This window comes from Acinetobacter sp. CIP 102637 (assembly GCF_000368425.1).
GTDB classification, from domain to species: domain Bacteria; phylum Pseudomonadota; class Gammaproteobacteria; order Pseudomonadales; family Moraxellaceae; genus Acinetobacter; species Acinetobacter parvus.
On sequence record NZ_KB849435.1, the window covers coordinates 2,075,269 to 2,100,200 of the forward strand.

The following is a 24,932-nucleotide window of genomic DNA, read 5'->3' on the forward strand; positions in this document are numbered from 1 at the left end:
GGAACACCATCATGTCGAATGCCAATCGTTATACTGGTCTTGTAGACCGTTATCGTGACCGTTTACCTGTGTCTGCAACTACACGTGCAATCTCTTTGGGTGAAGGTAATACTCCACTAATCAAACTAGAGAACATTCCACGTATTATTGGCAAAAATGTTGAAATCTATGTCAAATACGAAGGTCTGAACCCAACAGGTTCATTTAAAGACCGTGGTATGACTATGGCGGTGACCAAGGCAGTTGAGGAAGGCTCTAAAGCGATTATCTGTGCCTCTACAGGTAATACTTCAGCAGCGGCGGCAGCTTATGCGGCCCGTGCAGGCATCAAGGCATTTGTCCTCATTCCAGAAGGCAAGATTGCCATGGGTAAAATGGCACAGGCGATGATGTATGGCGCGATCACCATGCAAATTCGTGGTAACTTCGATGATGGTATGCGTCTGGTTAAAGAAGTGGCTGATCAGGCACCTGTCACCATTGTAAATTCAATCAACCCGTATCGTTTGCAAGGTCAAAAAACCATTGCCTATGAAATCGTGGAAGCTTTAGGTCGTGCACCTGACTATCACTGCTTGCCCGTCGGTAATGCAGGGAATATTACTGCACACTGGATGGGTTATACAGAAGCAGTTGCAAACCAGCCTGCTGACCAGTTTGAACAAGTGATCTATGATGCATCAACTGATCAATTTACTGGCCCTAAACCAGAAGGTTTACCGACCATGGTCGGTTATCAAGCTGCTGGTGCTGCGCCATTCTTACGTGGCGCGCCTGTAGAGAATCCAGAAACTGTTGCAACAGCGATTCGTATTGGTAATCCGCAAAGCTGGAACCATGCCAAAGCGGTGGTACGTGATTCTAAAGGCTGGTTTGATGAGTTACAGGATGCTGAAATTCTTGAAGCGCAACGCCTGCTTTCAATGTATGAAGGTGTGTTTGTGGAGCCTGCTTCTGCTGCCTCTATCGGTGGCGCAATCCGTGACATCAAGGCGGGTAAAATTGCTGAGGGTTCTGTGATCGTATGTACTGTGACAGGTAACGGTTTGAAAGATCCTGATACTGCAATCAAGCAATGTGCTGATGCAGTCATGTTGTCCATCGATGCCACCATGGCCCAAGTGAAAGATTCAATTCTTTCAAATATGTAAGCTATCATTGATAGATCAAAAAACCTGCTACGGCAGGTTTTTTTTAATCTTCAGGCGTTAAGATTCTTTTTTCATTTCCTTAAACAGTTCAGCCCGCTGCTCATCACTTAAGTCCAGTTCTTCTGCCAACTCTTGAATGAGTTCTTCAACAAGGGCTTCGGCATCAAAGTCTTCACCCTCTTCTTCGTCTCCCCAGTCATCTTCATCATAGCTATACTGCTTGGCCAATTCTTTTTCAATCGTTTGAATTTCTTCTAGGCCAATTTCTTTAATTTCAAACAAAGGCTGCTTCAATAGCGAATTCACAGCATACAATGCTTCATCTTGCCAAGCATCAATGACAAGAGTTTGTTTTGCTTCATCATAACTTAAACCAGATTGTGCACTAATCATTGCCTGCAATAAAATCGGTTGCGCTGAAAGTTCTTCTAAGCTACCTTTTAGTTCAATTGCTGAATAATCATAATCAGCAAAAATATGCTCAACTTTAGATTTAAAAGCATCTAAATTTTCTGAATATATTAAACCCGCAAAGCATTCATCATGTTCCTCAACCCATCGTTGTTTTTTTACAGACCATAAACCATAAAATTTGACTTGATTTTCGAATTCAACCAATTGGAATTTTTGCATTCCAGCAAGCTGAATAAATTCAAAGGTATCATCGTCACTTAAACTTACTGGTAATACATCGTCAGAGATATCCCCTGCTTCGCAGATATGTTCACCACAACGTGAATATACGAAATCATCTAATTGCTGCAATAATGCTTCATCAGCATCAAAAAGGGATTCAACTTCATATAATGCAAAATCACGCGCTCCATCTATCTCAAGTTTTTTATAAGCTAATTCAGCCTGTTGTTTATTATCAAAAACATTAGCAATACGATTGCCAGCTACGTAGAAAGTTTCATCGTTATAACCAAAGTATTTCTCACGAATCACATAGCTGCCCATGTTGTTCCCCTAATTTATTTATCACTCAATTGTTTGTTTTTTCTGATGTAAAACTTAAGCACTGTAAAGCCAGTGTTATGATTTAACATTAACTGATTTTTATTTTAAAAACCAGTATCATGCGTTGATACAAGACAAATTATGTCGCTTCATTTTGGCATAAAAAAACTCTTCTTGATGAAGAGTTTTTATTTTAAAAACTGATCTACGCAGTATTAAATACGTTTTGGCAGTGTCGCAACCCAATTCAATAGATTGGTTGCATCATTGGTACGTGCCTGTGAACTGGATGCACCAAGCAATACCACAACCGCTGGACGCGAATTTACTGTGGTGTGCATCACCACACAACGCCCTGCCTCATTGATATAACCTGTTTTTGACAGGTTAATGTTCCAGCCACCATTACGCACCAAGGCATTGGTATTGTTTGACTTCAACACACGATAGCCTAGATTGAAGTCATAGGCTGGCGTGGTAGAGAACTGACGAATCAAGCCATATTGTGAAGCTGCACTGACTAGAATGCCTAGATCACGTGCTGATGAAATATTATGAGGGTCCAGACCCGTTGATTCAGCATAACGGGTAGAGCTCATACCCAATTGCTTTGCTTTGGCATTCATGGCTGCAATAAAGGCAGGACGGCCACCTGGATAGGTACGAGCCAAAGCGGCTGCCGCAGGATTTTCAGACTTCATCAAGGCAAACAACAATGCTTCTGCACGGTTCATTGTGTCGCCAACACGCAGGGTTGAACTGGAGTTTTTGCCACCTGCACCCGCAAAATCAATGGATTGCAATGTAATTTCTTCAGACATATTTAAACGTGCGTCAGCAGTCACAACGGCTGTCATCAGTTTGGTAATTGACGCAATTGGCACAGACATGTTGCTGTTTTTGCTGTACAGCACTTCACCCGTTTGCGCATCCATCACCAGCGCAGCGCGGGCATTGACTGAAGGCTGGCTACTATAATTGATGCTGTTGCTAAAAGTGTCGCGAATTTGTACAGTATTTTTAGGGCTACTCGACGATGTAATGGTTGCAGAACCACCACTGCGCAAAGTTGTCGTCACAGAGGTCGAGCCTTGCGGACTAATCTCTAAAGGTTCATCTTCCTCCATTAACTGGCTGGCATCATTCGCAGACCAGTTTAACGACGCAGAACCATTTGTACCCGAAGCAACTGGACTGTTATTGACCACCAGCTCGGCAAAGCTTGTTGAACTCCACGCCAACAAGATAGACATGCCCAACACATGCATGACAGATTTTTTAGAATTTTTCACGACACAATACTCAACTCAGGACGCTGCACATTTGCGCTTACTATCATTATGCCTTACATTTGAACAAATCGGGTAAAGCTTTTATAGACACAATTGTGTACAACTATTCGCTAGAAACGGAGAATAGGATTGCTAATTTTGTCGTTTCAATGCAAGCTAATTTTGCTTTATGTAACAAAAAAACCAGTTTTTCTGAAAAAAAGGAGGTCTTCTTGATCACTGTTCTTGTTGTTGATGATCATGAGCTCGTACGCACAGGCATTTGCCGTATGCTGGAAGACCATCCAGATGTTGATGTTGTTGGGCAGGCTGAGTCTGGAGAAGAAGCCATTGCCCTAGTTCGGCAAAAACATCCGCAGGTGGTGCTGTTGGATGTAAACATGCCTGGGATTGGTGGGGTTGAAACCACACGTCGGCTATTACAGACCGCACCTGACACCAAAGTAATTGCGGTGAGTGGCCTTGCAGAAGAACCTTATCCATCCCTGTTACTTAAGGCTGGGGCAAAGGGTTATATCACCAAAGGTGCGCCGATTACAGAAATGGTGCGTGCCATTAACAAGGTGATGCAGGGCGGTAAATATTTCAGTGCCGACATAGCCGAACAACTCGCCAGTTCCTATCTTTCCGACACCCAACAATCTCCATTTGATGCTCTTTCTGAACGTGAAATGCAGGTGGCAATGATGGTGGTCAACTGTATCAGTGCCCAGGAAATTGCAGATAAATTATTCGTTAGTGTAAAAACCGTAAACACCTATCGTTATCGTATTTTTGAAAAACTGGGAATTGATAGCGATGTCAAACTCACCCACCTTGCGATTCGATATGGACTCATTAAACCTTAATCATTAGTCATCGCCTATGTTGGGACAAATTGCCTCCTCTGTATCACAGACTATCTATCGACTAGGGATTTGGTATAGTGGTTATCGCCTGATTATTTCAGTCAGCCTGATCCTGATTTATGTGCTTACCGCAGAACAACTGGGCAACAACTATCAATACCCCTTTCTCTATTTTTATACACTGCTGTGTTATACCTGCGTCAATATTTTTCAGCTCTTTTTACTGAAACTGATTCCACTGCAAATCACCAAGCAACTGATCTTTGTCTTTATTGTTGACGTGATTTGCCTGAGCCTAATTACATTTTCAGCAGGTGGGCCAAACCTCCAGCTTAGCCTGCTCTACGTTATTATTATTTTTTCATCCGCCATTCTGCTTAATGCCCAGTTATCCTTAATCGTCACGCTGTTCGCGGTAATTATGGTGGTTTACCAGCGTTTTCTTGGCAACTTTTTTGACTACAATAATTTAAATCATCTCGGCAATAGCGCTCTCCTTGCCTTTCTATTTTTTGTGGTGCATGCGATTGGCCGTATTGCAGTGCAACGCTTTAAAATTCTGGAAACCTTAACTTTCCACCAATCTATCGAGATCCATCAACTCCAGAACATTAACCGCTATATTCTTGAACAGATCGAGGATGGTTATCTGGTGCTGGATGAAAGCAGCCATATTGTACTCAGCAATCCCGCCGCCAATACCCTACTGGGTGTTCACTTTCCAGTTTCCGCTGAAAAGACTCCACTGATCAAATGGCAGCCCGACCTATTCGAACTGATCAGGCTCAGTGACCTGAAAGATGGTGAGGAGTTTAGTTTTGAATCCCAACAAAGCCCTTATACCGTCAATATAAAGGTTAAGCACCTCGTCGTTCCTGAACAATTCCTGATTTTATTGATTTTAAAAGATGCACAGAAACTTAACCAGCAAGTCCAGCAATTGAAACTGGCGGCCTTAGGACAGCTCTCCGCCAGTATCGCTCACGAAATTCGCAACCCTCTGGCTGCAATTGTACAGGCCAATGAACTGCTCAAGGAAAGTGATGCCCATCAACAGGACATGCTTTCACGCATGATTGGCAAACAGGCCAAGCGGATTGACAGCATCATTCAGGATACGCTGGAAATGGCACGCAACAAGCCCACAGAGGCGCAGGTCATTCACCTGACTGATTTTTTTGGTAGCCTACTCAATGAAGATTTGGCTGATGTAAAACAACAGATTCAGCTCAATCTTCCTGAACGAGCCAGTATCCTGTTTGATGAAAAACAGTTAAGGCAGGTCATGATCAACCTGATTCGCAATGCATTGAGACATAATGCCGCAGATGCGGAACATATTGAGGTGCAGGTGCATTTAAAAGAGGGGCGAATCTGCATTGATGTCATTGATTTTGGTACAGGGGTGGCAAAACGCGATATATCTCAGCTATTCAAGCCATTTTTTAGTACCGAAATTAAAGGAACTGGTTTAGGATTGTACCTATCTCATAGCTTTTGTGAGGCAAATCATGCAAAGCTCACCTATGTTGAGCGACAACAAGGAGCATGTTTCAGGATTGAATGCTCAAAAATCCATTGATTTAGATTAGGTTTTCGGGGAAATGGCAGCTAAACAACCACTCGTCTTGCTGGTAGACGATGAAGAAGACTTATGTCTCCTCATGCAAATGACGCTTGCACGAATGGGGATTAAAACCCATCTCGCCTATCGTGTAGAGCAAGCAAAAAAGTTTTTTACTGAATTTCAGTATGATGCTTGTTTAACAGACTTGAACCTTCCAGATGGTAATGGTCTCGATTTAGTCAAACACGTAACACAGAACTATCCCAATACACCGATTGCGGTACTAACTGCCTATGGCAATATGGATATTGCCATTGCGGCATTGAAAGCGGGTGCATTTGATTTTGTCAGTAAGCCTGTCAATCAAACACATTTAGACCAGTTGATTCAAAAAGCGTTAAATCGCCCGCAACCTGAACAGGAAGCGGCTGAAACAGCTTTAGAAAATAAATTACTGATTGGGCGATCGGCACCAATTCAACAATTACGTATCGCACTCAAGAAAATTGCCCGTTCTCAGGCACCTGTATTTATCACGGGCGAGTCTGGAACAGGTAAGGAAGTCGTTGCCAATCTGGTTCATCGTCTAAGTAACCGTAGTGAAGGGCCTTTTATTGCAATTAACTGTGGTGCCATTCCAACCGAATTAATGGAAAGTGAACTGTTCGGACATAAGAAAGGCAGTTTTACAGGTGCAGCACAGGACAAACAGGGCTTAATTTTGTCAGCACACGGTGGCAGCCTGTTTCTGGATGAGATCGCAGAGCTACCACTCAATATGCAGGTCAAATTATTACGTGCCGTGCAGGAGAAGAAGATCCGCCCTGTCGGCTCAGACCAGGAAATTGATGTTGATTTCCGTGTGATCAGTGCCAGCCATCAGGATCTTGAACTTCTGGTTCAACAGGGTCGCTTCCGTCAGGACTTATTTTTCCGTATTCACGTCATGGATATCGTGCTGCCACCTTTGCGTGAGCGTGGCCAGGACATTCTCCTGCTGGCGAATCACTTTATCCAGAAAATTAGCCAGGAATGGGAACTCCCTGCAAAAACCCTGTCCTCTCGTGCAGAACAATTCCTGTTACAACAATATTTCCCAGGCAATGTGCGTGAGTTACGCAATATCATTGAACGCGCCATCACCCTCAGTGATGACGAAAATATCGATCTTGCACACTTGCAAACAGCCCCATTACGCGGCTCAATTGCGACTCCTGTCACCATGCCCTTTGCAACGCAGGAAGAGCATGAGCAGGCTCATCCAAGCGCTAGCCCTGCAATGAGTTCTAAAAAACTTCCGCCTGAAGGACTGGAACGTTATCTAGAAAATATTGAGAAAGAAATCCTGCTCAATGCTCTCAATCTCACGCACTGGAACCGTACTCTGGCGGCCAAGAAACTGGGCATGACGTTCCGCTCTTTACGCTATCGTTTGAAAAAATTTGGACTCGATACTGAAGATGATGAGTAATACGCTAATCTAAAAATAAAGCCCCTTTAAAAGGGGCTTTATTATGTTAAAGCTTACTTTTCAGCACCAGTTCAGTGACATGGTCTAAATAACTGTCCTCTTTCATTTCTGGCAGCAAGGGATAGGTCTGGTTTGGCTGAATCCCTTGTCCCTCAATCATGTGGCCATTTGGGGTGTAATAATGCGATACCGTCATTTGCAGGGCTGCGCCACTTGGAAGTGGAAACAGTTTTTGTACCACACCTTTACCATAACTGTTCTCCCCAATCACCCATGCCCGTTTATGTTCTTTCAGGGCTGCGGTAAACACTTCAGCCGCCGATGCGGAACGGCGGTTGATCAAAATCCCCAGTTTAATATTCTGAAACTCATTGGAGGGCAATGCCTGAAACTGCTGATCGCCCTCAGAACGGCTTTTTGTGGTGACAATGAGTCCCTGATTCAAAAATAAGTCTGCGGATTCAACCGCAGCGGAAAGCAGTCCACCTGGATTATTGCGTAAATCTAGCACAACCGCCTTTAACTTGGTTGAACTGTATTCCTCAATCAGTCGTTTGATTTCATTGGCCGTATCTTGCTGGAATACCCGAATTTTGAGTACCAGTACCTGATTATGTAATAAAACAGGTTCAATATCGGTTTCAACTTTTTTATTCCGAACCAGAATTATCGTGCTATTGCTGTTTTCAGGTTGTATTTGCAGGGTGCTGCCAATCGATCCATAAAGTAAACCCTGCACTTGATCTTGATTCAGGCTCTTTAATTCCTGATTGTCAATTTTCAGGATGGTTTGCCCATTACGCAATCCCAGCTTATTGGAATCCGACCCTGTTTTTAGGTCATGAATCTGCCATAAGCGGGTAAAGCTGTCATAATTTAAATTAAAATCAACAGAAGCTAAATCACCCTCGGTATATTGAATCAGCTGGCGATATTCCTCAGCAGACAGATAACGGGAATAGCGATCCAGACCACTGACCAATCCCTTAATGGCCTGCTGGAACAGGGCATCATCAGATTTCTTGTCAACATAGTTGTCCCGTACAATGCCATAGATTTGTACAAACTGTTGAATTGACTCAATTGGCACTTCGGCGGTGCTATGCGATGCAGTCTCATCCACCCAGCCCGATGGATGTGGGCTTGGTGCTGCATATAGGATATGCCCCCAACACATCAACAACCCTGCATATAAAGCCCTGTAAATGTTGTTGTGCTGGGTCATTTGTTCACCTTTCTAAACAAGCTCTTCTTTTAAAAAGAGGAGCTAAGGGAAATTTATTCTAAAGTAATTAAATTTTTACCCTGCATTTCTGGCGGTACAGGAATCTGCATCAAATGAAGCAGTGTTGGCGCGACATCTGCCAAAACCCCACCCTCAGCAATGGTTGCCTGCGTTGGCCCAACATAGATAAATGGAACCAGTTCAGTAGTGTGCTGGGTATGAACCTGTCCACTGTCGTAGTCCTGCATTTGCTCTACATTACCATGATCGGCGGTAATTAACATATGCCCTTTGTTTGCCATGACAGCCTCATAGACACGTCCCAAACAAGTGTCCACTGTCTCAACCGCTTTTACCGCAGCGTCAAACACACCCGTATGCCCGACCATGTCACCGTTGGCATAGTTCACCACCAACAGGTCAAACTCACCTGAATTAATGGCATTCACCAGTTCATCAGTGACTTCTATGGCACTCATTTCAGGTTTCAGGTCATAGGTTGCCACGTTTGGTGATGGAATCAGGATACGCTTTTCACCTGTATATTCATCTTCACGACCACCACTAAAGAAGAACGTGACGTGGGCATATTTTTCAGTTTCAGCAATACGCAACTGGGTTTTGCCTAAACCAGACAGGTATTCACCAATGGAATTTTTAAGTTCTTCAGGCATATAGGCAACAGGCGCATCAATGCTGGCCTGATAACGGGTCAGCATCACAAACTTTGACAAATGCGGAACAACTTTACGTTCAAAGCCTGCGAAATCCTTTTCAACAAAGGCACGGGTGATTTCACGGGCACGGTCAGCACGGAAATTCATAAATACAATGCTGTCACCATCCTGTACCTTGACGGTTTCACCAATACGGGTTGCTCGAACAAATTCATCGTTCTCATTCGCCGCATAGGCCTGTTCCAAGCCATCAAGCGCAGAAGTGGCAACACGGATTGCCTCACCCTCGGTCATCAAGCGATAGGCTTCTTCAACACGGTTCCAGCGATTGTCACGGTCCATTGCAAAATAGCGGCCAATCATTGAGACAATACGCCCCTGATTTGGGTATTGGGCAAACATGGCATCCAGTTTTTGCAGCGATGGCTTGGCACTGCGTGGTGGTGTATCACGACCATCGAGGAATGCATGTAGATATACTGTTGCACCACGTTTTAGCGCAAGCTCACACATGGCAACGATATGGTCTTCATGCGAGTGTACACCACCCTCTGACAACAACCCCATCACATGCACCGCACCATGGGCTGCCTTGGCTTTTTCCACCGCATCCACCAGCACTTCATGCTCAAAGAAATCACCAGTACGAATGTCCTTGGTAATACGGGTAAAATCCTGATACAGCACACGACCTGCACCCAGATTCATATGCCCCACTTCTGAGTTGCCCATCTGTCCATCAGGCAAGCCCACATCCTCACCAGAGCCAGAAATTAAACTATTGGGATGCCTGGCTTTCATGGCGCTGAGGTTTGGCGTTTTTGCCGCCAGATAAGCGTTGTCCTCAAGCGCTTCACGATGTCCCACGCCATCCATAATGACCAGAACGTGAGGAATTTTGCCAGCATTTGCATCCGTCATAATGGACTCTCTGTTTGTCTATCATTTGATCGGCATAGTTTACCGAAATTTGATGAATTTCTCCATGATCTTGCAGACGCTTTAATCAATAATGATTATCAATTCAAACCATTCAGACTTCTAGCGTGCGCGATAGAGCAAATAACTTCCTGCCACAAACATCAACAGGATTGGCAGCAAGACAAACCACGCTGGGGAAGGCGCATACACCAGACTGGCATAGCCCAAAAAATCCTGTAAATAGAAAAAGCCCAGTCCTGTAAATAATGCAATTACGAGACGGAAACCCATCGATTGCTGACGCAATGGACCAAAAATAAAGGAACAGGCGATCAATACCAGCGTAATCAGGGCAAAGGGTGAAGCAACTTTTTGCCAGAATGCCAATTCATAGGTTTTTGGCACCTGACTATATTCTTTCAGGTAGCGCATAAAACTGATCAGTTGGCTTGGCGATAAATCCTCTGGGTCCAGCGTAACCATATGTACATATTTAGGTTGTAATGCCAGTCCCAGTGGCTGTTGCTCATGATCAGTCTTGATCGCATTACCCTGAGCCAGTAAATCGACCTGATGCGACTCTTTTAAAGTCCACTGCCCATCTTTGACAAACTGCCCTTGTTCGGCACTGACAAAAGACTGCAAACGATAGTTTTGATCAAAATCAATGACATTAATATCACGAAGTTGTCCCTGGGCATTGGCATAGTCAATATAGATAAAGCGCTGCCCCTCACGTGACCAATAGCCCTTTACCTCACCCAAGGATGCGACACTACGCTGTTTTTTAATGCTCTGCGCCTTTTCATTGGTATATGGGATCACCCATTCACTCAAGGCAAACGACAGGATGATCAGCAATAAAGCTGAACGCATTACCCAACCCACAATGCGCCATAGGCTGATGCCCACTGAACGCATCACAATCAGCTCACTATTGGATGCCAATGCCCCCAGCCCTAAAACCGAACCAATCAATGCCGCAACAGGCAGGATTTCATAGAGATAGCGCGGCGCACCCCACATCACAAACAGGAACGCCTGCCATGCGTTGTAATCGGGCTTAAGTGAACCCAGCTCACCCAGATAGGTAAACAACACCTGTAGAAAAGACAGTACCAGTGTGGTTCCTAGCATGGCGAGAACCGTGGTTTTGGTGACATGTCTGGCGACTATTCGACGTGCTAACATCACAACCCCACTCGCTGCATACTTTTCTTGATTTTGGGTGCCAGCTTCTGTTTACGGGCAAAAATTGCCGCAGCACCTGCATATACCAACAACACCACTGGATAGGCCCAGATATCTAGCTGTTCCTTACTAATCCGCGTTTTAATCGCGATCATCAACACAATCAGGCTGGCAAAGATGAAAATGGCGGGAATCAGACGGTAATAACGTCCCTGCCGTGGACTGACTTCAGACAAGGCCACGGTCAGCATCAGGGCAATCACCATGACCAATGGACCAAAAATCCGCCAGCCCAGCTCACTCCGCACCACGGAATCATCGCGCTTTTGCCATAGCTTGCTCATCGGCAATGCTTCCACATCATCACTTTCAAATTTGACATCCTTATCATTTTCCAGACGTAAACGATAGGACTGAAACTCGGCTTGAGTATATCGAGGCTGATTTGGATAGATTTCGTAACGGCGACCCTGAACCAGATCAACCACATTGGCGGTATCATTGGCCATTTCCACACGGGTGGCTTCTTTCGCCAGAATCATCACATCAGGCTTATCTTCCCGATCCGACTTTTGGTAATAAAAAATATCCTTTAAATTCTTACGGTCTTCCGAAAGCGAACCTGCATAAATGGTATACGGCCCAGAAGAGATAAACTCCTTTGGTCGAACCAGATCAAAGCCCGCACGCACAGCCTGAGTCTGCATCAGGCTTTCATAGGCGCGTATTCCCGAAGATGCGCCCCAAAACATCAAGATAGACTGAACAATCAAAAATACCAGGGTCATTGGCAATAAGAGTCTTGCCAACTGGTTGCGGCTCACGCCACTGCCATTCAACACCGCCATTTCATGATCGACATACAGACGACCAAACACCAGCATCAGGCCAATAAAAAAGCCCAATGGCAGGATCAACGTTAAAAACTCAGGCAAGCGATAGGCAATGATGCTCAGCAGAACATCACCGTCCAGACGACCCTGTGCAGCACGTCCAAAAATCTTGATCAACTGACCGCCCATAATGATTAAGGTGAGCAAGGCAGTCACCACCAGCGAGGTGGACACCACTTGTTTGACGAGGTAACGCCGAATAATCAAGGTAATGCTTCCAGATAGAGTCAGTCGAGGGGAAACTGTAGTTTACCCGAATGTTAAAAATATAAAACCTATCGCTTGTTGCCGATTGCAACCTCATATCCGAAAGTGTTTAATGGACTTATCTTTCTTTTTTGTCCATTAGGTTCGAAACAGACAATGAAATTTACACTGCAAACAGCATTTCCAGCACAAACATCAAGTGAATCTTTGTGGATATTGGTTGATTCAGAACAATTACAACAGAATTTAAATGCTTATCAAATCAACCAGCTAGATGACATTCTCAATGCCACTCAGTTTAAGGCGGGTTTTAATGAAAGCCTGCCGTTAATTGCCAATATCGCGGTACAGCCAAACGCCCAGCTACTGGGTCTTGGGAAAAGTGCAGAATTAAAAGCCATTAAATTAGCAAAACTCGCACAATCCATTATCAAATCATCACAAAATAAATTTAAGCACATCACGCTAGACATTTCGGCGTTACCAACTGATTTACATGGATTGTTTGCCTTGAACCTGACACAGGCAGCTTATGGCTATGATGCATTTAAATCCAAGAAGAATGAATTTGTGTTGGAAAGCATTGATCTGGTTGCAAGCGAAAGCCCACTGAATGATGCCCAACTCAACCTGATTCATGCAGTTCAGTCAGGTCAAAACTATGCGCGTGATTTAGGCAACTGCCCGCCGAATCTTTGCTTCCCAGAATATCTTGCTGATCAGGCCCTTGCCCTTGCCGCACAATATCCAGACCTACTCAAAGTCACGGTACTGGATGAGCAGCAAATGGCTGACCTGGGCATGTATGCTTTCCTTGCCGTCAGCAAAGGCTCAGAACGTCCAGGGCGCGTGATCACGTTGGAATACAATACCCAGGTAGATCAGGCACCTGTGGTACTGGTCGGTAAGGGCGTGACTTTTGATACAGGCGGCATTTCACTCAAACCAGGCTTGGGTATGGATGAAATGAAGTTTGATATGTGTGGTGCGGCCTCGGTACTGGGTACAATCCGCGCATTATGCGAAGCCCGACTCCCAATTCATGTGGTCGGTGCGGTTGCTGCGGCTGAAAACATGCCATCAGGGCATGCCACCCGTCCAGGTGACATCGTGACCACCATGAGCGGTCAAACCGTTGAAATTCTGAATACTGATGCCGAAGGCCGCCTTGTACTTTGTGACACACTGACCTATATCAAACGTTTCAACCCTGCCCTTGTGATTGACATTGCGACGCTGACAGGTGCATGTGTGGTGGCGCTGGGTAAAGTGGTCAGTGGTTTATTCACACCAGATGATGAACTTGCCCAGGATTTACAACAGGCAGGCGAGCAGTCACTGGATCGTGTATGGCGTATGCCAGTGATGGAAGAATATCAGGAGTTGCTGGACTCTCCTTTTGCCGATATCGCCAATATTGGTGGCCCTCATGGCGGTGCCATTACGGCGGCTTGTTTCCTTGAACGTTTTACCCGTGACTATCGCTGGGCACATCTGGATGTGGCGGGTACAGCATGGTTGTCAGGTGCCGCCAAAGGTGCAACAGGCCGACCAGTCCCCCTACTGATGCAATTTTTAGCCAATCGTATTGCAACGAACAACTAACACATGGCACAAATCAGTTTTTATCTGTTTGAAAATAGTACCGAACGGCAAGTCGAAAGTGCTTGCCGTTTATGTCGAAAAATCCTGAATCAGCATCCCCATATCTGGTGGTATTGTGCTGATCCAGAATTACAAACCGAACTAGATGAACAGCTTTGGACTTTTGATCCCCAGAGTTTTATACCGCATGGTATTCATCAACCGCATAGTTCCGTCTGCATTTCAGAACAATTGCCACCATCCAATGATTGGATCGTGTTTAATTTTAACAATCATGCACTTGAACAAACTCAGGATTTTCGCCACATTATCGAAATTATTGAAAATAATGAAACCGCGAAACAGGCTGGTCGGGAAAAGTTTAAAATGTATCGTCGTTTGGGTATCGAACCTCGAACATTTAAATTATAAGTCTGCAACAAAAAGCATCATTTTGAGGAGTGTCGCGTGGCATTAAATGTAGGTCAGGATTTTAAAAAACGCTGGTTAAATGCACCTGAAACAGTCCGCCAGACTTATCAGGAAGATTTGGCACGTATCTGTGATCTATTGCTACCGCAAACCCTGATTCAAACATGGAAGCAACACGAAGAGAAAGCGCAGCAGCGTTCCCAACAACGCATCGATCAGGCCTATGCCGACTTAAAGGCAGAATTGATCGAACAGGCACGTATCCGCAAACAGCAGGCTTTGGAAAAGGCTTTGGCGGAAAAACGTGCTGCCGAGGCGGCTTATGCAGCACAGCTACAGGCAGATGAAGAACAGCAGTTTGAACAGCAAACTGAAAGCCTGATTGTGTTGCGTCGCCATATCAATCAGGAAATTGCACAACACACTGAACGTTATCAGGTCAATCCTGAACAGCCAAGCGTTGATTACGCCCAAGGTCAGCGCGTTGTGATTGAAGATCAGCAAATTCTGTCTGAGCTGGAAAGTGTCCGTGTTCGACTGGAACTGGAAGCGGAAAGTTTGATTGAACAGGCAGTAACTGTATTCCGTGCCAAGCTTCATGCACTGGCTCAGGACGAAATTGACTACATATTGAAAAACAGTCAGTTCTCAGACGAGAAATGATAAAAAAGCCCAGTTCATCAAACTAGGCTTTTTTATGTTTGCCATTCTATTTTAGAAAACCATTTTCCGCTAAAAACGCCATACTGATATTCGATTCGGTTTTTTGCTCTGCGGCCTTATCACCCAACAATAAGCGCTCGATATAGCGTGCCAGCACATCAACCTCTAAATTAACTTTTGTACCAACTTGCCATGTGCCAATATTGGTACGCTCAGCAGTATGAGGGATGAGATTCAAACTCAGAATATTGCCACGTAAATGGTTAATGGTCAGGCTAATGCCATCTACCGTCACAGAACCTTTTTCTGCCAGGTATTTTGCCAACTCAGTAGGCGCGGTGACCTCAAAATACAAAGAACGTGCATCCTGACGTACCAGAGTAATTTCACCCAAACCATCGACATGCCCACTGACAATATGCCCCCCAAAACGTGTGGTCGGCAGCATCGCCTTTTCAACATTCACCGCCTGGCCAACTTTCCATTGGCCTAGTGTGGTACGGTTTAAACTCTCACGCGAAACATCCGCCGCATACCAGTTTTCGCCCCAATCAATGACCGTCAGGCAAATTCCATTGGTGGCAATTGAGTCCCCCAAATGTACATCAGACATATCCAAATCAGTTTGAATACGTAGACGAACATCACCGCCTACACTTTGCAGGCTCTCAACCTTACCTAAACTTTCAATAATGCCTGTAAACATAAAATCTCTCCTAACGCCTCTTTTACCACAAGGCCAATTGGGTACTATTGCCTGTAGTATCCACCCCACCCAATTCAGCAAAGTGATACAACTGTCCTAAAAGCTGTCGCAATGGTGGACCAGACTTGGCATGGGTATCGGTAATCACGATAAATTCAAGTACCCGTGCCCGTTCAGACTGACGTTGTTTACTGACCCGATAGCGAGGAACATCCTGAGTCAGCAATGTGACCTTGCCGCGTTTTAAATTGGCGGTCAGCAGGTCTTTCGGTTCAATATTTCCATCAGTCGAATAACTGGTCAAAATATAGCGGGCATTAATGGTTTCCAATAACTTCTCATACGCCTCTCTGGCATATTTGGATGAGTTATATTGACTCGGACGCTGTTTACGCCAGGCACGGTCAATTCCACTCTTAAAGCCTTTGGTATCAGGTGGTGGCAGATCAACCTGATCCCATAAAGTCAGTGCATTGAGCACATGGTAATTACTGCTATAGGCGTGCTGATTATAGGGTGGGTCGAGATACGCTACATCCACTTCAAAGCCACTCATTTGATTGGCCAGATGTTGGGCATCCACACACCACATTTCAGCCGCAGGACGCTTCGTATCGCCAATCTCACAGAAACGGCTTGGGGTCAGCCACAGTAAGGATTCAATCCGTTCCAGTGCTGTTTGCGTCTTACCCCCCCAGCCCTGATGGAAGCTTTTGAATACGCCACTGGTATTGCTGACAAAGCTTGCCGAATACAGCAATGGTGCTAGTAATGCACTCATTTCCACATCATTGATTGCACCCTGTGCCTGCCAGGTTGCGATTTGCTGACGAATCGCATCAATCCGCATGCCATTACGGCGTTTAAAGAACAAACGGTCACGTGCTGGATCATAGATATCATCATTGCGCGGACAGAGGTTGTGCGTGACCCAGCCCTTAACCTCGGGCAAGCGGTTGAGATAATCAATGGCCTTTTGATAGCCACCCAGTTCCTTAAAAGCAGGCGCATCAACACAGGCCAAAATGGCATGGTTCAAGGCATGGCTATAGGGTTCCCAGTCATTGGCGATCACACGATAGCCATTCTGGCGCGCCAAACGCGAGACCACACCACTCCCCGCAAAGAAATCAGCAAAAATCGGTGGGTTCTTTTTCTTGCTATTCAGTGTTCCCGTAATCTCAAGCGCCTCCAAAATAAGGTGCAATAGACGACGCTTATTACCGAGATAGGGAACGAGCTGATGAAAAAGATATTCGTCAGTGGTACGTGCCGCGTGCCGACGTTTGTGATAAACCGATGGTTCTGGATTCATATCATCTCTTGGATAGGGAGCAATCTCAGGCGAATGTCTTGCCCAAGTTGGGTGATATCGACCAACTCAAACCGCAGTTGCTCTGCCATCTGGCTAAATTCAGCATTGAACATTGCACGGGCAGATTGACCAAGTAAGGTGGGTGCAACATAACTGATCATTTCATCAACCAAACCCTGCTGTAAAAAGGCGGTGGACAACGTTGCGCCAGCCTCAACCAATACATCATAAATTTGGTATTGTTGAGCCAAGGCCTGCAATAATTGATTTAAAGGTTGTGGTGACAATTGTATCACGCCTAAATCGGCAAGTTCCTGACGAAATGGAGTCATCACCATCACTGTTTCAGGATTTTGTAATATCTTGGCAACAAGTGGCAACTGTCCCTGACGGTCTAACACGATACGTTTGGGTTGTACCACGGTCTCAATATCAATATTGTCCAAGGAACGCACATTAAGTTCGCAGTCATCTGCCAGTACTGTTTGAATGCCCGTAATCACTGCACCAGAAACTGCACGCCAATGCTGTACATCCTGCCGCGCGGCCGGGCCTGTAATCCATTTCGATTCACCCGACGCCATCGCGGTACGTCCATCCAGACTGGATGCAATTTTTAAACGTACATAAGGCAGGCCTGTGGACATAGCCTTTAAAAAACCAGAGTTGAGTGTTTTTGCAAGCGCTTCACAAACACCTATTGCAACCTCAATCCCCGCATCACGCAGGATTTGCACACCTTTCCCTGCCACCAGTGGATTTGGGTCTGAACAGGCAACCACCACTTTCCTGACCTGTGCTTTCACCAAGGTTTCGGCACAGGGAGGTGTTCTGCCGTAATGCGCACAAGGTTCCAGGGTCACATAAGCGGTTGCGTCTTTGGCATTGCCACCTGCCTGACGCAATGCAAAAACTTCCGCATGCGGCTGCCCCGCCTTAGGATGGAAACCCTCTCCAATCAGTTGATCGTTCTTGACAAGGACACAGCCCACATTCGGATTTGGTTTTGTTGAATATTGTCCAAGCCGAGCCAACTCAATGGCACGTTGCATCCAATATTGATCTGACTTTAATTCCGACATGATTTCCCTAACTTAAGCTTCGTTTTCACGTTGTTGCATTTGCTCGATTTGACGACGAAATGCTTCTACATCTTGGAAATCCTGATATACAGAAGCGAAACGAACATACGCCACATGATCCAATGCAAACAAAGCCTGCATGACAATTTCGCCAATGGTTCTAGATTTGACATCACGTTCACCGAGACGACGAATCTGCGACTGAATATCACTGAGCACCGTTTCAATTTGTTCCTGGGTCACAGGACGCTTTTGCAGCGCATGCATCAATGAGCGGCGGAGTTTTTCCTCATCAAAGGGTTCACTTTTTCCATCTGATTTAATCACACGCGGCATCACCACTTCATAACTCTCAAAGGTGGTAAAACGCTCACCGCAAACAACACACTCACGGCGACGGCGAATCTGGCAGCCTTCAGCGGCCAGACGAGAGTCAATCACTTTACTATCAGCAGCGTTACAAAATGGACAATGCATAGTGGCGCAGTTATTTATCACTTTGCTTAAGTGTAGCAAAGTTTCGGCAATTGCTGAACCTGGGCAAAAGCAGAGCAAGGTTTTAATCACTGCATAAAGGGAAGTTCAAGGGCAAAGACATAAAAAAAACAGCCCTGATGGGCTGTTTTTTTATCGATATTCGAAAGATCAATTATTCGATACGTTCGCCATGTTGGCTAAGGTCAAGACCCATACGTTCGTCATCAGCGCTGACACGGATACCAATCACCAGATCAATCACTTTAAGGATAATGAAAGTCACAACACCACTATATACGATTGTTGCTAATACACCTTCAATTTGAACCCAAAGTTGGCCAGCGAATGTCGGAGCAAGTACAACACCAGCAGCTTTAATGATTTCGTCACTGTAGAAGATACCTGTAAGTACTGCACCCACGATACCACCAACAGCGTGTAAACCGAATGCATCCAAAGCATCATCAGCTTTAAGTAAGCGTTTCAGTGCAGTAATACCCCAGAAACATACTACGCCACCGATCAGACCCATGATCAATGCACCACCGACACCGACGAAACCAGCAGCAGGTGTAATCACAACCAAACCAGCAACCGCACCTGATGCACCACCAAGAACAGAAGCTTTACCACGGATTAGACGTTCTACAAGTAACCAAGAGAATGCAGCAGCGGCAGCAGCAACTTGAGTTACCAAGATTGCCATACTTGCACGAGCACCCGCACCTAATGCGCTACCACCATTGAAACCGAACCAACCTACCCAAATCAAGCTCGCGCCAATTACAGTTAAAGTAAGGTTATGTGGCGCCATAGATTCACGACCAAGACCTGTACGTTTACCTAACATGTATGCAGCAACTAGACCAGCAACACCCGCGTTGATATGTACAACAGTACCACCAGCAAAGTCTAAAGCACCTGCTTTGAATAACCAGCCGTCTGCAGCCCAAACCCAGTGAGTAATTGGAGCGTAGACAAGGATGACCCAGATTGCGATGAATGCCATGAATGCTGAATATTTCATACGGTCTGCAATTGAGCCGCTAATAATCGCAACAGTAATAATGGCAAAGGTCATTTGGAAAATAACAAACAGGCTTTCAGGAATAGTTCCACTCAAGGCATCGAATGCAACACCATTCAGAAAGGCTTTCGACAAGTCGCCAAAGTATGCGCCAGTACCAGAGAACGCAAGTGAGTAACCCGCAATCACCCAAATCAAGCTGACCAAAATTGCCGCAGAAAGGCTGAACATCATGGTACTGAGTACGTTTTTCTTACGTACCATACCACCGTAGAACAAAGCCAGACCTGGAATGGTCATTAACAGAACCAACGCTGTTGAAACCAGAATCCAAGCCGTGTCACCTGTATCCACTGTTGGTGTCTCTTCAGGTGCTGGAGCAGCCTCTGCAGGAGCGGTAGTTTCAGCAACAACAGTCGTTACTGTTTCAGCGACGGTATCAGATACTGCTACAGTTTGTTCTGTTGCTGGTGTTGAAGCAGCTTCTTCTGCCCAAACAACAGCCGAACCACCTAAGAGTGCGCCAGATAGACTGAGCGCCATAAGCATTTTTTTCATTCGTGTCCCCCAACCTTATTTTGTGAGCTATTTCTCTTATTTCTAACTCAGCAAACTTTATGCCAATTTAGACAGCATCTGGCCCTGTTTCACCAGTACGAATACGGATGACTTGTTCTAGATTGGTGACAAAGATTTTTCCGTCACCGATTTTTCCTGTGCTTGCGACACGGGTAATTGATTCGATCACCGCATCAACCATTTCATCGCTAATCGCAATTTCAATCTTTACTTTTGGTAGGAAATCAACCACATACTCTGCACCACGGTACAGTTCTGTGTGACCTTTTTGACGCCCGAAACCTTTGACTTCAGTTACGGTAATCCCTTGAACACCAATATCAGAAAGTGCTTCACGCACGTCATCCAATTTGAATGGTTTTACAATTGCAGTTACAAGCTTCATGTTTGTTTTCCTTCGGCTTATTTTCACCAGTAAGGTTTTATATTCAATTTTCATGCCAATATTTAAAGGTTGGGGGTTTTTAAATACTGGACACAAGCTTTCTTTATAACCTATTTAGCCTTGAAGATGTAGATACCCAATCGAAAATAAGTTTCAATTGCGACTATTTAGCTAAATTTATCAGTCAATCATCCAGCTATGATGCACAAGGCTATGGGAATGCGGTGAGCAGTGATACACTGGGCAACAAATACCCATAACCGATTGAGCACTTTATGATTGAGACACTTTTACAAGCCATTTTGCAGCAAGTTGACCAGCCGAAAAAAGATTTAGAAAAAAATTTACGCGCCCTCCTGAATGAAAGCATCGAAAAACTGGACCTGGTTTCAAAACAGGAGCTGGATCGTCAGCGAACAGCACTGAATTTGGCCAACCAGCGCCTGAGAGAGTTACAACAGCAAATGAAAACACTTGAAGAAATGGTGCAGAACAAAAAATAAGCACCAACTCAGTGCAACCAATACTGAACAATGACTAAAAATAAAGCACCATGATGGAACAATAACAAAATGTCTTTTGCCAAAATTTATACGAGAGGCTTACTGGGGCTACATGCCCCCCAGATCGAAGTGGAAGTCCATATCAGCTCAGGCCTACCCTCCCTAACCATTGTGGGGTTGCCTGAAGCCGCAGTCCGCGAAAGCAAGGATCGTGTGCGCTCTGCGATTATCAACAGTGGTTTTCTTTTTCCAACCAAGCGTTTAACCATTAATCTGGCACCCGCAGACCTGCCCAAGGATGGTTCCCGTTTAGACTTGCCGATTGCACTGGGTATTCTGATCGCCTCTGGACAGTTACCCGAAAACTGTACCGATGGTTTTGAGTTTATTGGTGAACTTGCCCTGGATGGGCATTTACGCCCTGTTTCAGGAACATTGACCATTGCCATGGCTTGCCAGCAGGCACAACATCGCTTGTTACTGCCAACAGCCAATCTCGATGAAGCCAGCCAACTACCTGAATTTGAAGTGTATGCAGCCAGTCATTTACAGCAGGTGTGTGCACATTTTCTGGGCAATTCGCTACTAAAAGCTGCACCACAAAAATCAATGGCGGCATCCTCACGTTATCCATTTGACCTCGCCGATGTCAAAGGACAGTTACGCCCCCGCCGTGCGCTGGAAATTGCTGCGGCAGGTGGACACTCATTATTATTTAAGGGGCCGCCAGGCACAGGTAAAACCTTGCTCGCCTCGCGTTTGCCCTCTATTTTACCGCCATTAAATGCACAGGAAAATTTAGAGGTTGCCAGCATCTACTCAGTTGCAAATGCTCAGCACACTTTCGGGCAAAGGCCGTTTCGCGCACCACACCATACTGCTTCGGCAATTGCATTGGTAGGCGGTGGTTCACAACCCAAACCAGGTGAAATTACCCTGGCCCATTTAGGTGTGTTATTTTTGGATGAACTGCCTGAGTTTGACCGAAAAGTCCTTGAGGTTTTACGCCAGCCACTTGAATCCAAAGAAATTGTCATTTCTCGCGCTGCAAGGCAAATGACCTTTCCAGCAAATTTCCAGTTTATTGCCGCGATGAATCCCTGTCCCTGTGGTTATGCATTTAATCAGGACAGTCGCTGCCAGTGTTCACCTGAAAGTATCCAGCGCTATCAAAACCGTATTTCTGGCCCATTGCTGGATCGTATTGACCTGCATATTGATGTGCCGCCTTTGCAGGCAAATGAATTACAGGAACGGACACCGAGTGAAAACTCTGAAACGGTGCGTCAGCGGGTGATGAAAGCCTATCAACAGCAAATTCAGCGGCAGCAATGTTTAAATCAGGCACTTTCACCTACTTTGCTGGAGCAATATGCCTGTCTGGATGACAGCTCAAGCAAAATCATTGAGATGGCCCAACAGCGCCTAAATCTTTCAGCCCGTGCCTACCATCGGGTGTTACGTGTGGCACGAACCATTGCGGATTTGGCAGAAAGTGAAATCATCTCAAGCTCGCACTTGACTGAAGCACTGTCTTATCGGGGTAATTCAGCCTAAATCAGGCCATAAAAAAAGCGACCTTAGAGGTCGCTTTGATTTTTATTGTTATTAGAAAGCGTAAGCCAGTCCCAACACAACCTTGTTCTTTTGTTTGATTTCAGTACGGTCATAGCCACCCAAAATGTAATCCAGACTCCAGTTTGCGCCCGTTGTACCTAAAGCATGAGACAAACCAAGCGTTGCATGACGGAAAGCAAAGGTATTTTCTGTTTTTGCAGTGAACTCGTCATCATCACCATAATAATACGCACCAAGCTGTGCCTTACCTGTAAAACCAGCAGGCAATGCAGGTGCATAAGTCGCAAGGAAATAGGTGTCACCCTTATTACCGAAAGTCACGTTGTTGAGTAGCGTTTGAGCCGTTACGGTGAGTTCTTTATAGCTTAGACCCAGGAAAGTTTCATATCCTGTTGATTCCCAGCCAGGATAGTAATAATAAATTGTTCCACCAACCTGATAACCCAGGTCATCTGTGATTTTTCCTTTATAGCCTGCATAAAAATCATTTTCAAATGAATTTCTCTCATCTGTCGCAGTACAACCTGCTGGGTTTAGGCAGGCATATGAATAATCCAGGGTTGAAAACCAATAACCTAGATAGAAGCCATTGTAGCCATAGTCCAGCCCACCCTGTACAGCTGGACCACTATTTTCAGGTGCATTGGTAATGCCACGTAAATTATAGCTGGATACAGCACTAATATTACCTGTGACTTCACCTGAGAATGGAAGCTTACTATCCTCAGCCAAAGCAAAAGTTGACGTTACAGCCATAACACTTAAAGCAATAGCCTTGCATGCAAATTTCATCATATTGATCTCCCCCATATTATAGATGTTCAACTGATTCATGTTTTGAATTGCATCACTGTGTAATCAGCAAATGCTGTGCCAGTTTTTATGGAATGCAGGGCTTTTAGAAAAAATTTTGTACAATAATATATTTTTATTTTAAATAACAATTAGATATAAAAATTAATTATGAGTACCTTTCCTGATAAATTTTAATATTTACTCAGAATTTACCGATATGGTGCGGTAATAGTGTGCGCTCATGGAGAATGTTGGCGCATGAAAACGGCGCTTTTTTTAGCGTTCCTGTGCGCCCTAAAAGTGCAGGGATGCTTTTCCCTATACTGAATGGATCACTCACATTAGGCGAATTTCGGATATAAAAAAACAGCCAGCATATGTGCTGGCTGTTTTCTTCGCTAGAGGATCTGGCAAACCTTTATAAATGAAAGTTCAACACATCCCTAGCCACATTAGAATGCCTTGGTTAAGGTAAACACCGCACCCGTTTCTGTACCGCGTTTGTATGGTTGGGCATTGGCATCAATATTGGTGCCAATCGCAGCCAATTCAGCAGTCAAGCCAGAAACAGACTTCACGTTATAGGTGAGGCCCACTTTCCAGTCAACATAGGTGTCATCTTCACTGCCACTGTCGCTAAAGTCGTAGTTATCCACCTTGGTATAGCCAACGCTTGCCACACCACCAAAGCCAGCGGCAAACGGCACATTATAAGTGGCGTTTAAATACCAGCCATTTTCGTCCAGACCAGCAAAGTCATTGGTATAGTTGACTGCACCCAACAAGCTGTCACCAGAGGTCAATACATCCTTGAATCCAAGTTTTGCGTAAAGCTCAAGCCAGTTGATATCTGATGCGCTTGGGTAACCGTAATACCATAGGCCAACATCCAAAGTGGGTTTGCCTGCAAATGGCAGTTCAGTTGCATAACCAACATATGGGTCTAGCTCAAGATGTGGATCAGCACCACCAAAATTTACATTGGAACCCCAGACACCCGCATAAAGGCCTGATTCATGCGTTAATGCAAAACCAACTTGCACCGCAGGGTCATTTTGAGTTTGGGTCACACCACGATAACGGTAATCTGAAGTTAAGGCAGCGGTTCCTGCAAAGCTTACACCTGCCTGAGACAGCGCATTCGATTCTTCAGCCATTGCCAAAGTTGAAGCCATCGCCATAACACTTAACGCCACTGCTTTATATGCAAGTTTCATCATTTGATCTCCCCATGATGGATATTTGACTGATTTATGTTTTAAATTGCATCAAAATGTATCTTGCAAAGGTTATGCCGACTCAATAAAAGCCAATAAAATCATATATTTCTATTATTAAAGAACTAAAAAGCATTTTCACTTTCCCTATTTATAAGCTTGATGCAGGATTTCGGCTGAAATTTG

Annotated in this window: 23 protein-coding genes; 9 read left to right on the top strand and 14 right to left on the bottom strand. The window is 45.0% G+C overall.

Annotated elements, in window-relative coordinates:
• Positions 1 to 11: 11 nt before the first annotated feature.
• Positions 12 to 1,151: a threonine synthase gene (thrC, locus tag F967_RS12980; RefSeq protein WP_004674289.1), complete on the top strand. Its 1,140-nt coding sequence runs from the start codon at positions 12 to 14 to the stop codon at positions 1,149 to 1,151.
• A 57-nt stretch (positions 1,152 to 1,208) separates the two neighbouring features.
• On the opposite strand, the gene F967_RS12985 is transcribed toward thrC, so the two are convergent.
• Both F967_RS12985 and pbpG read right to left on the bottom strand, forming a co-directional pair.
• Positions 1,209 to 2,111 (bottom strand): hypothetical protein, encoded by a 903-nt coding sequence (locus tag F967_RS12985; RefSeq protein ID WP_004800350.1) that lies wholly within the window; start codon positions 2,109 to 2,111, stop codon positions 1,209 to 1,211.
• Between the two features lie 215 nt (positions 2,112 to 2,326).
• Complete coding sequence (gene pbpG / locus F967_RS12990; protein ID WP_155756414.1) at positions 2,327 to 3,403, bottom strand: D-alanyl-D-alanine endopeptidase PBP7/8; 1,077 nt, start codon at positions 3,401 to 3,403, stop codon at positions 2,327 to 2,329.
• Positions 3,404 to 3,615: 212 nt separating this feature from the next.
• Between pbpG and F967_RS12995 the strand changes: the two genes are divergently transcribed.
• From F967_RS12995 to F967_RS13005, 3 genes are read left to right on the top strand one after another with little or no spacing between them, the layout of a single operon-like run.
• Positions 3,616 to 4,251, top strand: coding sequence for a response regulator transcription factor GacA (locus F967_RS12995; protein WP_034431290.1), 636 nt, complete (start codon positions 3,616 to 3,618; stop codon positions 4,249 to 4,251).
• Between the two features lie 16 nt (positions 4,252 to 4,267).
• Complete coding sequence (locus tag F967_RS13000; protein ID WP_004800354.1) at positions 4,268 to 5,833, top strand: sensor histidine kinase; 1,566 nt, start codon at positions 4,268 to 4,270, stop codon at positions 5,831 to 5,833.
• A 22-nt stretch (positions 5,834 to 5,855) separates the two neighbouring features.
• Positions 5,856 to 7,289, top strand: coding sequence for a sigma-54-dependent transcriptional regulator (locus tag F967_RS13005; protein WP_004800356.1), 1,434 nt, complete (start codon positions 5,856 to 5,858; stop codon positions 7,287 to 7,289).
• Positions 7,290 to 7,335: 46 nt separating this feature from the next.
• On the opposite strand, the gene F967_RS13010 is transcribed toward F967_RS13005, so the two are convergent.
• From F967_RS13010 to lptF, 4 genes are all read right to left on the bottom strand, one after another.
• A complete protein-coding gene (locus F967_RS13010) occupies positions 7,336 to 8,514 on the bottom strand; it encodes a S41 family peptidase (RefSeq protein WP_004800358.1) in 1,179 nt (392 codons plus the stop codon).
• Between the two features lie 53 nt (positions 8,515 to 8,567).
• On the bottom strand, positions 8,568 to 10,112 hold the full coding sequence (gene gpmI, locus F967_RS13015) for a 2,3-bisphosphoglycerate-independent phosphoglycerate mutase (protein WP_004800360.1): 1,545 nt from the start codon (positions 10,110 to 10,112) through the stop codon (positions 8,568 to 8,570).
• 120 nt (positions 10,113 to 10,232) lie between these two features.
• Entirely contained in the window at positions 10,233 to 11,303 is a 1,071-nt protein-coding gene (gene lptG / locus F967_RS13020) for an LPS export ABC transporter permease LptG (RefSeq protein ID WP_004800362.1), read from the bottom strand.
• Complete coding sequence (lptF, locus tag F967_RS13025) at positions 11,303 to 12,403, bottom strand: LPS export ABC transporter permease LptF (RefSeq protein ID WP_004800364.1); 1,101 nt, start codon at positions 12,401 to 12,403, stop codon at positions 11,303 to 11,305. Before lptF ends, lptG begins: the two co-directional genes overlap by 1 nt.
• A gap of 156 nt (positions 12,404 to 12,559) precedes the next feature.
• On the opposite strand from lptF, the gene F967_RS13030 reads away from it, so the two are divergent.
• From F967_RS13030 to F967_RS13040, 3 genes are read left to right on the top strand one after another with little or no spacing between them, the layout of a single operon-like run.
• Positions 12,560 to 14,008, top strand: a complete 1,449-nt coding sequence (locus F967_RS13030; protein ID WP_004800366.1) for a leucyl aminopeptidase — start codon at positions 12,560 to 12,562, stop codon at positions 14,006 to 14,008.
• A 3-nt stretch (positions 14,009 to 14,011) separates the two neighbouring features.
• Positions 14,012 to 14,419, top strand: a complete 408-nt coding sequence (locus F967_RS13035; RefSeq protein WP_004674261.1) for a DNA polymerase III subunit chi — start codon at positions 14,012 to 14,014, stop codon at positions 14,417 to 14,419.
• Positions 14,420 to 14,455: 36 nt separating this feature from the next.
• Positions 14,456 to 15,082 (top strand): cell division protein BlhA, encoded by a 627-nt coding sequence (locus tag F967_RS13040; protein ID WP_004800368.1) that lies wholly within the window; start codon positions 14,456 to 14,458, stop codon positions 15,080 to 15,082.
• A gap of 46 nt (positions 15,083 to 15,128) precedes the next feature.
• Here F967_RS13040 and F967_RS13045 read toward each other — a convergent pair whose 3' ends face one another.
• The 6 genes from F967_RS13045 to glnK form a co-directional block, all read right to left on the bottom strand.
• Complete coding sequence (locus F967_RS13045; protein ID WP_004674256.1) at positions 15,129 to 15,788, bottom strand: riboflavin synthase; 660 nt, start codon at positions 15,786 to 15,788, stop codon at positions 15,129 to 15,131.
• Positions 15,789 to 15,810: 22 nt separating this feature from the next.
• On the bottom strand, positions 15,811 to 17,103 hold the full coding sequence (locus tag F967_RS13050; protein ID WP_004800370.1) for a DNA adenine methylase: 1,293 nt from the start codon (positions 17,101 to 17,103) through the stop codon (positions 15,811 to 15,813).
• Positions 17,100 to 18,185 (bottom strand): bifunctional diaminohydroxyphosphoribosylaminopyrimidine deaminase/5-amino-6-(5-phosphoribosylamino)uracil reductase RibD, encoded by a 1,086-nt coding sequence (gene ribD, locus F967_RS13055; protein WP_004674252.1) that lies wholly within the window; start codon positions 18,183 to 18,185, stop codon positions 17,100 to 17,102. The genes F967_RS13050 and ribD overlap by 4 nt, the downstream gene beginning before the upstream one ends.
• 12 nt (positions 18,186 to 18,197) lie before the next feature.
• Positions 18,198 to 18,662: a transcriptional regulator NrdR gene (gene nrdR, locus F967_RS13060; RefSeq protein WP_004674250.1), complete on the bottom strand. Its 465-nt coding sequence runs from the start codon at positions 18,660 to 18,662 to the stop codon at positions 18,198 to 18,200.
• Positions 18,663 to 18,834: 172 nt separating this feature from the next.
• A complete protein-coding gene (locus F967_RS13065) occupies positions 18,835 to 20,247 on the bottom strand; it encodes an ammonium transporter (RefSeq protein ID WP_004800372.1) in 1,413 nt (470 codons plus the stop codon).
• 67 nt (positions 20,248 to 20,314) lie between these two features.
• On the bottom strand, positions 20,315 to 20,653 hold the full coding sequence (glnK, locus tag F967_RS13070) for a P-II family nitrogen regulator (RefSeq protein WP_000780326.1): 339 nt from the start codon (positions 20,651 to 20,653) through the stop codon (positions 20,315 to 20,317).
• 275 nt (positions 20,654 to 20,928) lie between these two features.
• Between glnK and F967_RS13075 the strand changes: the two genes are divergently transcribed.
• Together F967_RS13075 and F967_RS13080 are read left to right on the top strand one after the other, a co-directional pair.
• Positions 20,929 to 21,156 carry an accessory factor UbiK family protein gene (locus tag F967_RS13075; RefSeq protein ID WP_004762393.1) on the top strand — a complete coding sequence of 76 codons (228 nt, stop codon included), beginning with the start codon at positions 20,929 to 20,931 and terminating at the stop codon, positions 21,154 to 21,156.
• Between the two features lie 69 nt (positions 21,157 to 21,225).
• Positions 21,226 to 22,713, top strand: a complete 1,488-nt coding sequence (locus F967_RS13080) for a YifB family Mg chelatase-like AAA ATPase (protein ID WP_004800374.1) — start codon at positions 21,226 to 21,228, stop codon at positions 22,711 to 22,713.
• Between the two features lie 51 nt (positions 22,714 to 22,764).
• Here F967_RS13080 and F967_RS13085 read toward each other — a convergent pair whose 3' ends face one another.
• Both F967_RS13085 and F967_RS13090 read right to left on the bottom strand, forming a co-directional pair.
• Complete coding sequence (locus F967_RS13085) at positions 22,765 to 23,529, bottom strand: TorF family putative porin (protein WP_004800377.1); 765 nt, start codon at positions 23,527 to 23,529, stop codon at positions 22,765 to 22,767.
• A gap of 452 nt (positions 23,530 to 23,981) precedes the next feature.
• Entirely contained in the window at positions 23,982 to 24,749 is a 768-nt protein-coding gene (locus tag F967_RS13090) for a TorF family putative porin (protein WP_004800379.1), read from the bottom strand.
• Positions 24,750 to 24,932 lie beyond the last annotated feature (183 nt).